The organism is Brevundimonas sp. GCM10030266 (genome assembly GCF_042666595.1).
In the GTDB taxonomy this organism is placed as follows: domain Bacteria; phylum Pseudomonadota; class Alphaproteobacteria; order Caulobacterales; family Caulobacteraceae; genus Brevundimonas.
In genome coordinates, this window is the sequence record NZ_JBHTCY010000002.1 from 306878 (window position 1) to 322500 (window position 15623).

A 15623-nucleotide genomic window follows, 5' to 3' on the forward strand; every position below is an offset into this window, starting at 1 on the left:
CTTGCGTTCGTCACCAGGCAATCGTCAGCCCGCCGTCCACGACCAGCGTCTGGCCGGTCACATAGGCCGCGGCCTTCGAGCACAGATAGACGGCCGTGCCCGCGATCTCGTCCGGCTGGCCGATGCGCTTCATCGGGTTCGGTTCGACCGTCACCTTCAGCACCTCCTCATTCTCCCACAGATAGCGGGCGAAATCGGTCTGGATCAGGCCCGGCGCGATACAGTTCACCCGCACGTTCGAGGCGCCGTATTCAACGGCCAGATTGCGCACCAGCTGCATGTCCGCCGCCTTGGACACGTTGTAGGCGCCGATCAGGGCGTTGCCGCGCAGACCACCGACCGACGAAATGATCAGGATCGCCCCGTCCTTCCGCTCCAGCATCTGCGGCGCGACCATCTGGGTCAGCCAGTGGTTGGCCAGCACATTGTTGTGGAAGATCTTCTGGAACTGGTCGTCCGAAATCCCCGCCATCGGCCCGGCATAGGGATTGGACGCGGCGTTGCAGACCAGGATGTCGATCTTGCCGAAGGCGGCGTTGGTCTCGTCGACCAGCCGCTGCAGCTCTTCCTTGGAGGCGATGTTGGCCGGAATGGCGATGGCCGTGCCCGCGCCGTGCTTCTCATTCAGCGCATTCGCCACGGCCTCGCAGGGCTCGGCCTTGCGGGACGAGATCACCACCCTGGCGCCGTGCTCGGCCATCCGCTCGGCAATCGCCTTGCCGATGCCCTTGGAGGAGCCGGTAATCACCGCGACCTTGCCGGTCAGATCGAACAATTCCATCGTTAACCTCGAATGCGTGGGGAGAAATCCGTGTCCGGACCCTATGCGTAGCCTCGTGATACCCCGATACTCGGGCGATTCCATCCGGGAAGGCGGAAACTCCGTAACCCATGCGCGCCATTACCAACGGCTTTTTGTTCTTCGGCTACCTGTTCCTGGCGATGACCGTCGGCGCCTTCCTGTGGCGCGCGAACCTCGGCGCCGGCGCGGGCGTGGCCGGCGGCCTCGCAGCGGGTGGCCTGCTTCTGGCGACCCACGTCCTGATCGTGGGCCGGGCCCAGCGCGCCGCCCTCAAGAAAGAGATTGATCAGGTCCGCGAGGCCCACCGCCTGCTGGCCGACGCGATGGAGTCGACGCAAGGCGCCCTGACCGAACTGGCCCAGGCCATCGAGGCCGGCGCCCTCACTTCGACCGAGCAACTCTCCGGCGAGGTCCGCATGCTGGAAACCCTGATCCAGCAGATGAGCGTCTCGATCGACGAGCGCATGAGCCGCCCGACGCCCGCCAGCGCCTTCGAGGCCCGCTACCAGCAGCAGTCCAACGTCCTGCTCCAGACCATCCATGAAGCGCTCGCCGAGAACCGCGTCGACCTCTATCTGCAGCCGGTCGTCTCCCTGCCCCAGCGCCGGACCATCTTCTACGAAAGCTTCACCCGTCTGCGCGCCGCCGACGACCGGGTGATGATGCCCGCCGAATACCTGTCGGTCGCCGAGGGCGAGGGGCTGGTCCCGGCCATCGACAACCTGCTGCTGTTCCGCTGCGCCCAGATCGTCCGCCGTCTGGCCCGTCAGGACCGCAAGGTCGGCGTCTTCTGCAACGTGGCCCTGTCCTCCCTGGGCGACGAGACCTTCTTCCCGCAGTTCCTCGACTTCCTCAGCGAGAACCGCGACCTGAACCAGGCCCTGATCTTCGAACTGGGCCAAGCTGTCTTCGACGCCCGCGGCGCGGTCGAGGCCCGCAACATGGCCAAGCTGGCCGACCTCGGCTTCCGCTTCTCCATCGACAAGGTCCAGACGCTGGATCTCGACTTCGCCGACCTGCAACGCTCGGACGTCCGCTTCCTCAAGGTCGCCGCCGACCTGCTGATCGAACAACTGCTGGACCTCGACAACGGCCCGGCCATCCCGTCGCTGCGCGACATCCAGGCGGCCGACTTCGCCCAACTGACCCGCCGCTACGGCATCGAGGTCATCGCCGAGAAGTGCGAGAGCGAGCGCCAGATCGTCGATATCCTCGAACTGGACGTCGGCATGGGCCAGGGCCACCTCTTCGGCGAGCCGCGCGCCATCAAGGAACAGGTGCTGGCCGAAACCGACCCGCCCGCCGAATTCCTCCGCTCCACCCTGCGCAGCGCCGAACAGCGCCGCCGGTTCGGGTGACACCCGCTCACCGCAACCCCTCCACCATGCTTCGCCTTCGGCTTGCATGGTCCCCCTCCCCGGCTTCGCCGGAGAGGTGAGGCGAACTTCACCTCTCCACCGGAGGTGGGGAGGTGGCTCGGAGGCGCAGCCGACGAGACGGAGGGGTTCTCACCTCTCCACGCAGTGGGGAGGTGGCTCGAGGGCATAGCCCGAGAGACGGAGGGGTCGGGTTGGCGCGGTCACCACCACCCCATACGACCAAATCTGACGCACCGGCATGCGATCCTGTCCGGCATGGACCGCGACCGCTTCGCCAGCCAGTGCGCCGATCTCCGGGAGAAGCATCGCTTCGCCCGGCTGCAGCTGGCGCTCGCCCGTCGTCAGGGCGACACCCGCCGCGTCCGCTCTTTCCATCGTGTGATCGTCAAATACCTGCGCGCTCTTCGCCTCGCCGCCCGCATCGAGGCCGGCAAGGCGGGGAAATGGGTCTTCGACGACAGCCTTTGCCGAACCCATCCGCACTGTTCGCACCCGAATTTTTCCGATGCTGCGAAAATCATCCGCGAAGCCCCGGCCTCGCCCGTCGCCCCGGATTCCAACCGCCGCCGCACCTTCCGCGAACGGCTCCGACGACGATGACGAGCCTCCGAAACCCACATCCGCGCACAGGTTCACCTCTCCATCGCCCCTTCAAGGCGATGGCCGCTCCCCCTTTTTGCTTTCGTCATCCTCCGGCAAGCCGCGCAGCGGCGCAGACCGGGGGACCCAGCGGCGCCGCGACGGCGGCGAAACACAGCAGGGTCAGGCAGTCGCACTCGCGACAGCTTCGCGCTCACGCGCGCCGCTGGGTCCCCCGGTCTCGCTGCGCTCGCCGGAGGATGACGAAAGCAAGGACGAGTTGGCGAGGTTCCCCAAGCCCACCCTACTCCCTACTCCCTACTCCCTACTCCCTACTCCCCGCCCTTCACCCCGCCCCCCCGAACCGCTATCTCCGTCCCATGAGCCTCCCCCACGCCCTCACCGGTCTCGGCGCCATCGCCGGGGACTATGACATCCTGCTCTGCGACGTCTGGGGCGTGATCCATAACGGCCGCGAAAGCTGGCCCGAGGCGTGCGAGGCCCTGACCCGGTTCAACCAGCAGGGCGGCCACGTCATCCTGATCTCCAACTCGCCCCGCACCAGCGCCGGCGTCATCGCCCAGATGGACGGGCTCGGCGTCCCGCGCGACAGCTGGAAAGCCGTGGTCACCTCCGGCGACGCCACCCGCGCCGAACTGGCCAGGCGCGCGCCCGGTCCGGCCTGGCTGATCGGTCCCGACCGCGACGCCCCGCTGTATGAAGGTCTCGGCCTGACCACCGCCGCGGGCGCATCGGACGCCGCCTTCCTCTCGGTCACCGGCCCCTATGACGATGAGGTCGAAACCCCCGAGGACTATCGCGAACGCCTGACCGAGGCCGCCGAACGGGGGCTGGAGATGATCTGCGCCAACCCGGATCGCGTGGCCCAGCGCGGCGATCGCCTGATCTATTGCGCCGGCTCGCTGGCCGATCTGTACGAAACCCTCGGCGGGCGGGTGACCATGGCGGGCAAGCCGTTCGGCCCGATCTACGATCTGGCGATGAAGGACGCCGCCGACCTGCTGGGCGGCCCGGTCAACCGCTCCCGCGTCCTGTGCATCGGCGACGGCGTGGTCACCGATGTGCTCGGCGCCGACAAGCAGGCGCTGGACTGCCTGTTCATCGCCCAGGGCATCCACGGCGACAAGGCGCGCGGCGCTGACGGCCGCCTGGACCCGGCCCGCGCCGCCGATCTCCTGAAGGCTGAAACCACATATGCACGCTACGCCATGCTCGATCTGGCATGGTGAGGATGGTCATTCTGACGCACGGGCGCTAACACCCCCTCATGGTTGATCTGGTTCAGAAACATCCCTCGGGCGGCTACATCCTCGAGGAACTCCGCGTCGGCATGGCCGCCGAGAAAATCATCACGGCCACCGAGGACCGGATTCGCCTGTTCGCCGAGGCGTCGGACGACTTCAATCCGGTGCACCTGGACGAGGCCTTCGCCGCCAAGACGGCCTATCGCGGGCGGATCGCCCACGGTCTGCTCTCGGCCTCCTTCGGTTCGGCTGTGGTCGGCACCGTCCTGCCCGGCGCCGGGTCGATCTACATCTCCCAGCAGCTGCAGTTCCACCTGCCGGTCCGCATCGACGACGTGGTCACCATCCGCATCAGCGTGATCTCGGTCGATCAGGAAAGCGCCCGCGTCGAGCTGAACTGCGAGGGCTTCGTCGACGGCAAGCTGATCATGGACGGCATCGCCACCGTGCGCGTCCCGCGCCGCCGCAAGCCGTCGGCCCGTTGATCCAGATCGTTCGCGGCTGGCGCGACCTGCCCGCCGCCCAGCGGGGCGCGGCGGTCGCCATCGGCGCCTTCGACGGCGTTCATCGCGGACATCAGGCGGTCATCGCCCTCGCCCGTGAGGCCGCCGCCCGGCTCGGCGTTCCGCTGGCCGTGGTCAGCTTCGACCCGCACCCGCGCCGCTGGTTCCAGCCCGAGGCCGCCCCCTTCCGTCTGATGACGCCGGACCAGATGGCCCGCGCGCTGGAGCCCCTCGGCGTCGACCGCCTCTACCTCCTGCCCTTCGACGGCGAGATGGCGGCCATGACCGACGAGCAGTTCGCCCGCGAGGTGCTGGGCGACGGTCTGGGCATCGCCCACGCCGCCGTCGGCTTCGACTTCACCTTCGGCAAGGGCCGCACCGGATCGCCCGAGGCCCTGCGCCGCTATGGCGAGACCGCCGGCTTCACCGTCTCGGTCGCCGAACGGCTGGACGACGCCGACGGGCTGAAGCTGTCTTCCTCCGCCGTGCGCGAGGCGCTGAAGGCCGGGGACATGACCCGCGCCGCCGCCATCCTGGGCCGTCCCTTCGTCGTCGAGGGCGAGGTGATCCACGGCGACAAGCGCGGTCGCACCATCGGCGTGCCGACCGCGAACGTCAGCCTCGGCGGCTATATGCGCCCGGCCTACGGCGTCTATGCGACCCGCACTCGCCTGCCGGACGGTCGCCTCATCGACGGCGTCGCCAACCTCGGCGTCCGCCCCATGTACCCGACCGAAGACCCGCTGCTCGAGGTCTGGCTGTTCGACTTCAACGAGGACCTCTACGGCCAGACGGTCGAGACCGAACTGTTCGCCTTCCTCCGCGGCGAGCTGAAGTTCGATGGCCTCGACGCCCTCAAGGTCCAGATCGACCGGGACGCCGCCGACGCCCGCGCGGCCCTGGCTCAGTCGGCGTCGTAGAGGGCGCGCAGCCCGGGAATGACCTGCTCCAGCGAGCCCAGCATCTCGTCCGGCAGGTCGCTGTAGATCACCACCTCATCCGCGCGCTTGCTCAGCACCAGCTGCGGGGTCGCTCCGGAGTTGTCGTACACCCCCACCGTATCGGCCTGATCGAAGAACCAGCCGAACTGCTCGAACGACCGCAGCCTGCGGCTGACGATCTTGTCCTCCGGCACCGCGTGGCCGCCCTTGCGCACCCGCGTCGCCACCCGCTCGATGTTCAGGTCCGCGCTTTCGAGGAAGACATAGATCAGGCTGACCGAGAACCCTCTGGCCTTCGCCTGCTCCACCAGCCGCCGATACTTCGGCGTCGACAGGACGGTCTCCACCCCGATGGTCTGGTAGGCGTCGATCGAGGTCGACAGCCAGGCCTCGATACGCTGCACCGCCGCCAGATTGGCCGGGAGCAGCTCCAGCCGCTCCTCGTCCGCGATGCGGCGGGCCAGTTCATCCGGGTTGATGATCCAGATCGAGCCGCTGGGCTCATTCACCGCCGCCATGCCATAGGCGCTGCTCTTCCCCGAACCGTTGGGGCCGGCGATGATCCAGAGGGTTGGCGCCCTACGCGGGCTTCTTGACGCCATCGGCCGAACCGAACAGGCGCTTGTTCTCCTGCCGCGCCGCCTCGACGTTCTTGGTGAATACGTAGAGGAAGTCCTCGCCGAAAGTCGGGCTGTGGGCGTCGACGGCGCGAACCGTGACCTTCTGCCCGTCCGCCGCGGTGACGCGCTGGAGCGTGACGCCCTTCGGCTTCTTGCCGGCTCGCTTGCCGCTGGCGGCGCGCTGGATGGTGACGTCGGTCATGGGGCAAATATCGGCCCGGTCGGGACTCTTGGCAAGGCTTCGGCTGGCGCGCGGTTCATGCCCCTGCTAGACCGCCTGCACCATGACCGTTCGCGTCCGTCTCCCGATTTCGATTAGCCGCCCGGCGTAGCGCTGCAGGGCCGCCGGCCCCGCGCACGTCGGGACAATCCATCGAAACCACGCGAACGATCGACACGACGAGACCGACTTCATGGCTGACGCCGACCACGACACCCCCACCGGCCGCGACTACCGCGACACCGTCTTCCTGCCGGAGACGCCCTTCCCCATGCGCGGCGGCCTGCCGCAGAAGGAGCCGTTGATCCTCGAGCAGTGGGGCGACCTGTACGGCGCCCTGCGCAAGCAGCGACAGTCCGAGGGCGCGCCCCTCTACGTCCTGCACGACGGCCCGCCCTACGCCAACGGCGACATCCACATCGGCCACGCGCTGAACAAGACGCTGAAGGACTTCGTCGTCCGCAGCCGCTTCCTGCTGGGCTACGACGTCGACTACGTCCCCGGCTGGGACTGCCACGGCCTGCCGATCGAGTGGAAGATCGAGGAGCAGTTCCGCGCCAAGGGCCGCCGCAAGGACGAGGTCTCCAAGGACGAGTTCCGCGCCGCCTGCCGCGAGTACGCGGGCAAATACATCGACCTGCAGCGCGACCAGTTCAAACGTCTCGGCATCACCGGCGACTTCGCCAACCGCTACGCCACGATGGATTACGCCTCCGAGGCCGCCATCGTCGCCGAGTTCCACAAGTTCAAGAACTCGGGCCAGCTCTATCGCGGCTCCAAGCCGGTGATGTGGTCGCCGGTCGAGCGCACGGCGCTGGCCGACGCCGAGATCGAGTACCACGACCACGTCAGCCCGACGATCTGGGTGAAGTTCCCGGTCACCGGCGCCTCGGACGATCACGAGGACGACCTGCTGAGCTTCCGCGCCAGCACGCCGTCGATCGTCATCTGGACGACCACCCCGTGGACCATCCCGGCCAACCGCGCCATCAGCTATGGTCCCGAGATCAGCTACGGCCTCTATGAGGTCACGGCGATGGAAGAGGGGCTGGAGTTCGAGCCCTGGGCCAAGCCCGGCGATCGTCTGATCGTCGCCGACAAGCTGGCCGAGGATGTCTTCAAGGCCGCCAAGATCGCCGCCTGGACCCGCGTCTACCAGATCAATCCGTCGGGCCTCGAGTGCGCCCACCCGCTGGCCGCGCTGGACAGCGGTTATGGCTTCTCCGTGCCCCTGCTGGCCGGCGACCACGTCACCGACGACGCCGGCACCGGCTTCGTGCACACCGCTCCGGGCCACGGCGCCGACGACTTCGAGGTCTGGAAGGCCCACGGTCATCACGAGGTGCCGGACACCGTCGACCCGGACGGCGCCTACTATCCTTCGGTTCCGCTGTTCGCGGGCCTGAAGGTGCTGGAGACCGAAGGCAAGAAGACCGGCAAGTTCGGTCCGGCCAACGGCGCGGTGATGGAGAAGCTGATCGAGGCCGGCAATCTGCTGGCGCGCGGTCGACTGGAGCACTCCTACCCGCACTCGTGGCGGTCGAAGGCCCCGGTCATCTTCCGCAACACGCCCCAGTGGTTCATCCGCATGGACGAGCCGCTCAAGTCGGGCGACACCCTGCGCGAAACCGCCCTGCAGGCCATCGACGATACCGCCTTCCACCCGGCGGGCGGGCGCAACCGCATCCGCTCGATGGTCGAGGGCCGCCCCGACTGGCTGGTCAGCCGCCAGCGCGCCTGGGGCACGCCCCTGGCCATGTATATCGACAAGCAGACCGGCCAGCCGTTGCATGACCCGGAAGTCGACGCTCGCATCGTTGCGGCGGTGGCCAAGGGCGGCGCGGACGTCTGGTTCACCGCTCCGGACAGCGACTTCCTCGGCACCCACGACGTCTCGCGTTACGAGAAGGTCGAGGACATCCTGGACGTCTGGTTCGATTCCGGCTCGACCCACGCCTTTACGCTCGACCCGCGCACGGCCGAGCACGGCTACACCGGCGACCGTCCGGCCCACTGGCCGGCCGACCTCTATCTGGAAGGTTCCGACCAGCACCGCGGCTGGTTCCAGTCCTCCCTGCTGGAAGGCTGCGGCACCCGCGGCCGCGCCCCGTTCAAGGCGGTTCTGACCCACGGCTTCACCCTCGACGAGAAGGGGGAGAAGATGTCCAAGTCCAAGGGCAACACGACCGATCCCCTGACCATCATCAAGGAGAGCGGCGCCGACATCCTGCGTCTGTGGGTGGCCCTGGTCGACTATTCCGAGGACCAGCGGATCGGCAAACAGATCCTGCAGACCACGGTCGACGCCTATCGCAAGCTGCGCAACACCGTCCGCTACCTGCTGGGCGCCCTGGCCGGTTTCGACGAGGCCGAGCGCCTGCCCTACGCCGACATGCCGCCGCTGGAGAAGTTCATCCTCCATCGCCTGCATGAACTGGATGGCCAGGTCCGCGCCGCCTACGACGAATACCGCTTCCAGGACGTCGTCCGTCCGGTGCTGGAGTTCTGCTCGAGCGACCTGTCGGCCCTCTATTTCGACGTCCGCAAGGACAGCCTCTATTGCGACCGTTCCGACAGCATCCGCCGTCGCGCGGCCCGCACGGTGATGGACGAGGTCTTCGCCCGTCTGACCGCATGGCTGGCCCCGCTGACGCCCTTCACCATGGAAGAGGCCTGGACCACCCGCTACCCCGACGGCGGCTCCAACTGCGCCCGCGTCATCCCGCAGACGCCCGCCGAGTGGGAGAACGCGGATGAGGCCCAGCGTTGGGCCAAGGTCCAGACTGTGCTGGAAGTCGTCAACGAAGCGCTGGAAGCGGCCCGCCGCGACAAGGTCATCGGCGGGGCTCTGGACGCCTGGCCGGTCGTGACCGGTCCGGCCGACGCCTTCGCGGCCTTCGACGGACTGGACGCCGCCGAGGTCTTCCGGACCTCGGGCGCCGAACTGGTCCACGGCGGCGAGGCCGTCACGGTCGAGGTCAGGCTGGCCGACTATCCGAAATGCGCCCGTTCGTGGCGCAAGGTGCCCGACGTCGGCTCCGATCCGGACTACCCGGAACTCAGCGCCCGCGACGCGGACGCCGTCCGCTTCCTGGACGCCCAGGGCGCATAACAGAACAGCCCCGTCCGAACCCGGACGGGGCCGTTTCTCTTTCCGGCGAAGGGATCAGCCCTCGCGAGACCGACTCCTCAGGTCAGCGGCGCGGCGCTCCAGGTCGTCGGCCCGCTGCGGCAGGGTCGTCGACAGCTCCCGCAGCTCGGCGTCCGTCACAGGACTGCCCTGCGCCTGCTGACGCTGGATGACCTGGGCGCGATAGGCCGGATCCTGCAGGCGACGACCTTCCTCGCGCATCTGGCGGGCGCCACGATCCATCTCGTCGGCGCCGCGGGCCATATTGATCCGCCCCTCGGCCCGGGCCCGGGCGGCATCGACGCGGGCGGCGGCGGCGCGTTCTCGGGCGATCACCGCTGCATCCCGGGCGCGGGCGGCGCCGGCTTCGGCCTCACGCGCGGCGGCGATCACCTCAGGGCGACGCGCCCGTTCCTCAGCCCGCATCCTGGCGGCTTCAGCCCGGACCCGGGCCGCATCAGCGCGGGCTGAGCGCGCCGCCTCACGCGCCGCTTCGGACACCGTCGCCTGGCGACCGTCCTGCCAGTAGCGCGGCGGCGCGGGCGGAGCAGGAGGCGCGGGCGGCGCAGAGGGAGCCGGGGGCGCCGGAGGAGCCGGAGGGGCAGGCGGCGCCGTCAGCTGCGGAGCGGGAGGCGCCGGCGGGGCCGGAGGGGCAGGCGGCGGCGGCGACGGGGCGGACCACGCCAGTTGCATCGGCGCCGCGGGGGGCGAAGGCGGTTTGGGCGGCGCGGGCCAGCGCGTCCGGGCCTCGCTCCGCTGCTCCCCTGCCCCGGGTTCAACCGCCAGAGAGGACAGGGCGGCCTCCCGCGCGGTCGGCGCCACGACGGCGTCCCCGGCGCGCGAGGTCAGCTCCACGGCCGCCAGCGGCGTCGCGACGACGGCCAGACCACCCACGGTCAGGGCCAGGAAGAAGGGGCGGGACGGCAGGGTGCGAGACGTCTTCATAATGCGAGCGATCCTTTTCGAGAGAGAACGGGCCGGGCCGGTCAGGCCGACGGCGGCGGATTGGGGCGCGCCCCCGCCGAACTCGGCGGCGAGACCGACCAGGGTGCGGGCATAGGCGGCGGGGTCGAGGTGCTGGAGAGCGGCCGCGTCGGCGGCGTCCTCGGTGCGGGCCGCCAGCCGGGCGTGCAGCCACCAGACCAGCGGGTTGAACCAGAACAGGGCGACGGCGGTCCGGGACAACAGCAGGAACAGCCAGTCCCGGCGGCGGATGTGAGCCAGCTCATGGGCCAGAACCGCGCGGGCGCATTCCGGCCGCCGGACCAGGTCATCGCTGATCAGAACCACCCCGGGCGGCAGACCCCAGCTGAGCGGCGCCGGAGCGAAGGCGGAGGCGATCAGCCGCGGCTGACGCGTCTTCGACAGCTCCGCCAACGGCGATGTCCAGCGGGAAGCGGTGACCGGTCGCCCGGCCCGGGTCCAGCGCACCAGCGTCAGGAGCCCGAGCGCGAAACGCCCCAGCACCAGGATGACGCCCAGGCTCCAGATCATGGCGGCGACCAGAGCCGGGCTCGGCTCGAAGAGGGAGGCGGACACGGTGACGCCCCCGACCTGTCCCACATTCCCCGCCCACAGGGGAGCAGAGGCGATCTCCACCGCCGGCTCCGGCGCAGGCAGCAGGGGAACAGCCAGGGCGGGCAAGACCAGCATCAGGACCGGCAGCGCGAGCAGCAGAAGGACCGTGGCGCGCAGCACGTCCACGCCTTCCGTCGCCGGTCGGGTGCGCAGGGCCGTCGCGACCAGCAGACCGGCCCCGGCGATCAGGCCGGACTTGACCAGAAGCTCCAGCAACAGTTCGAGGGTCATGCGTCGCGCTCCCCGGCGTCGTCGATCGCGCGCCGCAGGGCCTCGACCTCTTCCGGCTTGAGCGAGCGGGTCAGGCCCAGCAGCGCCGTCGCGGCGCTGGCCGCCGAACCGGCGAAAAAGGTGTCGACCATCCGGCGCAAGGCTCCCGTGGCCAGGATTTCGGGCTCGGGCGCCGGGCGATAGATCACGCCGCCCTCCCCGGCCTCGCGCGCCACCAGCCCCTTGGCCTCCAGCCGCGCCAGCAGGGTGCGGACGGCGGAATCGCTGAGCGGATCAGCCAGGGCCGCGCGGACCGCGCCGGTCGTGCCCTGCTCGAGCCGACACAGGGTCTCGAACACCTCGCGTTCACGCCTGGGAAGTGTCTCGATCATTGCCAGCCATCCTCGTCGCCACAAATGTAGCGCTACACTTGTAGCGAATTGCGGCGCGATCAGGGCGGGCAGATGAACTCGTGGACAGGCGGATGCCGGATGACTTTCATCTGCTGGCGTCGGGGCGAAACCCGGCTACCATCCCGGTGAGCCGCCAGACGGAGGAGTGACCATGTCCCATCCCGCCCTCGTTCCCGGAGCCGTCGCGGTCGTGACCGGCGGAGCCTCCGGCATCGGACTGGCCGCCGCCCGCCGTTTCGCCGCCCTGGGCCTGCATGTCTGTATCGCCGACCTGGGCCCGGACAGGCTGGCGGCGGCCGTGGCCGAGCTGACGCCGGACGCGCGCGAGGACGCCGAGATCGCCGGCTTCGAGATCGATGTCTCCGACCGCTCCGCCCTCGCGGATCTGGAGCGGGCGGTAGCCGACCGTTTCGGCGGCGCCGACGTGGTCATGAACAACGCCGCCATCCAGATCCCCACCGACGCCCTCGGGCCGGATACCGACTGGCGCAGGCTGATCGGCGTCAATGTCTGGGGCGTGATCGACGGCAGCCAGGTCTTCGCGCCCCGCATGATCGCGCGCGGCCGGCCGGGCCTGATCATCAACACCGGCTCGAAGCAGGGCATCACCACCCCGCCGGGGAACCCGGCCTACAATGTCTCGAAGGCGGCGGTGAAGGCCTATACGGAGGCGCTGCAGCACCAGTTGCGCAACACGCCGGGCGCCCGGGTCAGCGCCCACCTGCTGATCCCCGGCTTCGTCTGGACGCCCCTCGCCGCCGGCGATCGCACGGACAAGCCCGCCGGCGCCTGGACCGCCGTCGAGACCGTCGACTTCATGCTGGAGCGGCTGGCGGCCGGGGACTTCTACATTCTCTGCCCCGACAACGACGTTGATCGCGCCACGGACGAGAAGCGGATGGCCTGGGCGATCGGCGATGTGATCGAGAACCGCCCGCCGCTGTCGCGCTGGCATCCGGACTGGACGCCGCGGTTCGAGGCGTTCCTGCGGGATTGAGCGTGTCTCCGGACGTCAAAAAGCCCCGTCGGTTTGTGCCGAGCGGGGCTTTTTGTTTGTTTGGGTGCGGGAGCAGGATTTGAACCTGCGACCTTCAGGTTATGAGCCTGACGAGCTACCGGGCTGCTCCATCCCGCGTCAGGGGTGGTGTGAGGAAGGTGTTCGAGAAGTTTTCTGATCCATTGACCGACTGGTAGACCCGGCGGCGACCTACTCTCCCGCGCCTTGAGACGAAGTACCATTGGCTCTGGAGGGCTTAACGACCGAGTTCGGGATGGGATCGGGTGGGGAACCTCCGACATAGCCACCGGGTCAACCAGGCGGTCAGTGGATTAGAGAAGACATTGTCTATTCAAAGATCGAATGAGTTTTGCTGAGAAACGATCAAGCCGATCGGATTATTAGTACCAGTAAGCTTCATGCGTCGCCGCACTTCCACACCTGGCCTATCAACGTGGTAGTCTTCCACGATCCTCAGCGAAGCCTTGTTTTGAGGTTAGTTTCCCGCTTAGATGCTTTCAGCGGTTATCTATTCCGTACATAGCTACCCTGCTGCGCAGCTGGCGCCACGACAGGTCCACCAGAGGTACGTCCATCCCGGTCCTCTCGTACTAGGGACAGATCCTCTCAAGCTTCGAACACCCACGGCAGATAGGGACCAAACTGTCTCACGACGTTCTGAACCCAGCTCACGTACCACTTTAAATGGCGAACAGCCATACCCTTGGGACCTGCTCCAGCCCCAGGATGTGATGAGCCGACATCGAGGTGCCAAACTTTGCCGTCGATATGGACTCTTGGGCAAAATCAGCCTGTTATCCCTAGAGTACCTTTTATCCGTTGAGCGATGGCCCTTCCACGCGGGACCACCGGATCACTATGGCCGACTTTCGTCTCTGCTCGACTTGTCAGTCTCGCAGTCAGGCGGGCTTATGCCATTGCACTCGACGACCGATTTCCGACCGGTCTGAGCCCACCATCGCGCGCCTCCGTTACACTTTAGGAGGCGACCGCCCCAGTCAAACTACCCACCACGCCATGTCCCGGGACCGGATAACGGCCCTCGGTTAGACGTCAACGACAGTAAGGGTGGTATTTCAAGGATGACTCCACCGGTGCTGGCGCCCCGGTTTCATAGTCTCCCACCTATCCTACACATACGGTCGCTAACGCCAAGGCGAAGCTATAGTAAAGGTTCATAGGGTCTTTCCGTCTGACCGCGGGAACCCCGCATCTTCACGGGGAATTCAATTTCACTGAGCCTGTGCTGGAGACAGTGGGGAAGTCGTTACGCCATTCGTGCAGGTCGGAACTTACCCGACAAGGAATTTCGCTACCTTAGGACCGTTATAGTTACGGCCGCCGTTTACCTGGGCTTCAGTTCGACGCTTTCACATCTCCCTTTAACCTTCAGGCACCGGGCAGGCGTCAGACCCTATACGTCGCATTGCTGCTTCGCAGAGCCCTGTGTTTTTGCTAAACAGTCGCTACCCCCTGGCTTGTGCCACTCAGTCTAGCTTGCGCTAGGTGAGTCACGCTTATTCCGAAGTTACGCGTGCAATTTGCCGAGTTCCTTCAGCACAGTTCTCTCAAGCGCCTTGGTATACTCTACCTGACCACCTGTGTCGGTTTCGGGTACGGTCTCTGCTGGAGTTATTTCCAGGGACAACTTCGCTGCCAGGACAATCCAATAAGCCCTGACAACTTACGCCATCCGTCACTTCCAGCTGGTGCAGGAATATTTACCTGCTTCCCATCGACTACGCTTTTCAGCCTCGCCTTAGGGGCCGACTAACCCTGCGCAGATTAGCTTTACGCAGGAACCCTTGGTCTTTCGGCGACAGTGTTTCTCACACTGTTTATCGTTACTCATGTCAGCATTCTCACTTCCGATACCTCCAGCCAACCTCGCAGTTGACCTTCACCGGCTTACGGAACGCTCCGCTACCGCTTGCACAAAGTGCAAACCCATACCTTCGGCGACTGGCTTGAGCCCCGTTACATTTTCCGCGCAGGATCGCTTGATCAGTGAGCTGTTACGCTTTCTTTAAAGGATGGCTGCTTCTAAGCCAACCTCCTGATTGTCAAAGCAATCCCACATCGTTTCCCACTTAGCCAGTACTTGGGGGCCTTAGATGATGGTTAGGGTTGTTTCCCTTTTCACGACGGACGTTAGCACCCGCCGTGTGTCTGCCCGATAGTTCTCCTGGGTATTCGGAGTTTGGTTAGTATTGGTACCGCTCGCGCAGCCCGCAACCATCCAGTGCTCTACCCCCCAGGGAATTCGTCGGACGCTCTACCTAAATAGATTTCGCGGAGAACCAGCTATGTCCAGGTTTGATTGGCCTTTCACCCCTATCCACAAGTCATCCCAGAATTTTTCAACATTCACGGGTTCGGACCTCCAGTTGGTGTTACCCAACCTTCATCCTGCTCATGGATAGATCACCTGGTTTCGGGTCGTCATACGTCGAACTTGGCGCCCTATTCAGACTCGCTTTCGCTGCGCCTACACCTAACGGCTTAAGCTTGCTCGACACATGAAGTCGCTGACCCATTATACAAAAGGTACGCCGTCACCCCGCATGGGGGCTCCGACTGCTTGTAGGCTTCCGATTTCAGGATCTGTTTCACTCCCCTCGTTGGGGTGCTTTTCACCTTTCCCTCACGGTACTTGTTCACTATCGGTCGTAGAGGAGTACTTAGGCTTGGAGGGTGGTCCCCCCATGTTCAGACAGGATTTCACGTGTCCCGCCCTACTCGAGTCTCTTGCTGTTTGATGTCTACGGGGCTGTCACCCGCTATGGCCGACCTTTCCAGGTCGTTCGACTTTATTTCACAAGAGCACTGGCCTGGTCCCGGTTCGCTCGCCACTACTACGGGAGTCTCGGTTGATGTCCTTTCCTCCGGGTACTGAGATGTTTCAGTTCCCCGGGTTCGCTTAATGAACCCTATGTATTCAGGTCATTATACCTTTAAGCAATCA

At 66.4% G+C, this 15623-nt stretch carries 12 protein-coding genes, 1 tRNA gene and 2 rRNA genes (1 of these 15 cut by a window edge); 7 read left to right on the forward strand and 8 right to left on the reverse strand.

Translation table 11 applies throughout. The features are described from left to right. Positions 1 to 10 precede the first annotated feature (10 nt). Entirely contained in the window at positions 11 to 781 is a 771-nt protein-coding gene (locus ACFQQC_RS08000) for an SDR family NAD(P)-dependent oxidoreductase (RefSeq protein WP_376861430.1), read from the reverse strand. 110 nt (positions 782 to 891) lie between these two features. Between ACFQQC_RS08000 and ACFQQC_RS08005 the strand changes: the two genes are divergently transcribed. From ACFQQC_RS08005 to ACFQQC_RS08025, 5 genes are all read left to right on the forward strand, one after another. After that, positions 892 to 2160: an EAL domain-containing protein gene (locus ACFQQC_RS08005; RefSeq protein ID WP_376861432.1), complete on the forward strand. Its 1269-nt coding sequence runs from the start codon at positions 892 to 894 to the stop codon at positions 2158 to 2160. A 276-nt stretch (positions 2161 to 2436) separates the two neighbouring features. After that, entirely contained in the window at positions 2437 to 2781 is a 345-nt protein-coding gene (locus ACFQQC_RS08010; protein WP_376861434.1) for a hypothetical protein, read from the forward strand. Between the two features lie 359 nt (positions 2782 to 3140). Continuing rightward, positions 3141 to 4010 carry a TIGR01459 family HAD-type hydrolase gene (locus ACFQQC_RS08015; RefSeq protein ID WP_376861436.1) on the forward strand — a complete coding sequence of 290 codons (870 nt, stop codon included), beginning with the start codon at positions 3141 to 3143 and terminating at the stop codon, positions 4008 to 4010. A gap of 38 nt (positions 4011 to 4048) precedes the next feature. Next, positions 4049 to 4510 (forward strand): MaoC family dehydratase, encoded by a 462-nt coding sequence (locus ACFQQC_RS08020; protein WP_376861438.1) that lies wholly within the window; start codon positions 4049 to 4051, stop codon positions 4508 to 4510. After that, a complete protein-coding gene (locus ACFQQC_RS08025) occupies positions 4510 to 5448 on the forward strand; it encodes a bifunctional riboflavin kinase/FAD synthetase (RefSeq protein ID WP_376862094.1) in 939 nt (312 codons plus the stop codon). Before ACFQQC_RS08020 ends, ACFQQC_RS08025 begins: the two co-directional genes overlap by 1 nt. Here the strand turns inward: ACFQQC_RS08025 and ACFQQC_RS08030 are convergent. Both ACFQQC_RS08030 and ACFQQC_RS08035 read right to left on the reverse strand, forming a co-directional pair. Then, positions 5433 to 6071 (reverse strand): zeta toxin family protein, encoded by a 639-nt coding sequence (locus ACFQQC_RS08030; RefSeq protein ID WP_376861440.1) that lies wholly within the window; start codon positions 6069 to 6071, stop codon positions 5433 to 5435. The genes ACFQQC_RS08025 and ACFQQC_RS08030 overlap by 16 nt on opposite strands. Beyond that, the gene (locus ACFQQC_RS08035; protein ID WP_376861442.1) at positions 6049 to 6291 is read right to left on the reverse strand and encodes a hypothetical protein; all 243 of its coding nucleotides are present in this window, start codon (positions 6289 to 6291) and stop codon (positions 6049 to 6051) included. Before ACFQQC_RS08035 ends, ACFQQC_RS08030 begins: the two co-directional genes overlap by 23 nt. Positions 6292 to 6502: 211 nt before the next feature. On the opposite strand from ACFQQC_RS08035, the gene ileS reads away from it, so the two are divergent. Then, a complete protein-coding gene (gene ileS / locus ACFQQC_RS08040; protein ID WP_376861444.1) occupies positions 6503 to 9421 on the forward strand; it encodes an isoleucine--tRNA ligase in 2919 nt (972 codons plus the stop codon). Positions 9422 to 9475: 54 nt separating this feature from the next. Here the strand turns inward: ileS and ACFQQC_RS08045 are convergent, their stop codons facing one another. Further along, positions 9476 to 11248, reverse strand: a complete 1773-nt coding sequence (locus tag ACFQQC_RS08045; RefSeq protein ID WP_376861446.1) for a M56 family metallopeptidase — start codon at positions 11246 to 11248, stop codon at positions 9476 to 9478. Next, positions 11245 to 11619, reverse strand: a complete 375-nt coding sequence (locus ACFQQC_RS08050) for a BlaI/MecI/CopY family transcriptional regulator (RefSeq protein ID WP_376861447.1) — start codon at positions 11617 to 11619, stop codon at positions 11245 to 11247. The genes ACFQQC_RS08045 and ACFQQC_RS08050 overlap by 4 nt, the downstream gene beginning before the upstream one ends. A gap of 172 nt (positions 11620 to 11791) precedes the next feature. On the opposite strand from ACFQQC_RS08050, the gene ACFQQC_RS08055 reads away from it, so the two are divergent. Next, on the forward strand, positions 11792 to 12637 hold the full coding sequence (locus tag ACFQQC_RS08055) for an SDR family NAD(P)-dependent oxidoreductase (RefSeq protein WP_376861449.1): 846 nt from the start codon (positions 11792 to 11794) through the stop codon (positions 12635 to 12637). Between the two features lie 61 nt (positions 12638 to 12698). Here ACFQQC_RS08055 and ACFQQC_RS08060 read toward each other — a convergent pair. The 3 genes from ACFQQC_RS08060 to ACFQQC_RS08070 form a co-directional block, all read right to left on the reverse strand. Then, positions 12699 to 12775 (reverse strand) — tRNA-Met (locus ACFQQC_RS08060). 59 nt (positions 12776 to 12834) lie between these two features. Further along, positions 12835 to 12949, reverse strand: a 5S ribosomal RNA gene (gene rrf, locus ACFQQC_RS08065). A gap of 68 nt (positions 12950 to 13017) precedes the next feature. Then, positions 13018 to 15623: ribosomal RNA gene (locus ACFQQC_RS08070) — 23S ribosomal RNA — on the reverse strand; it runs 180 nt beyond the window's last position.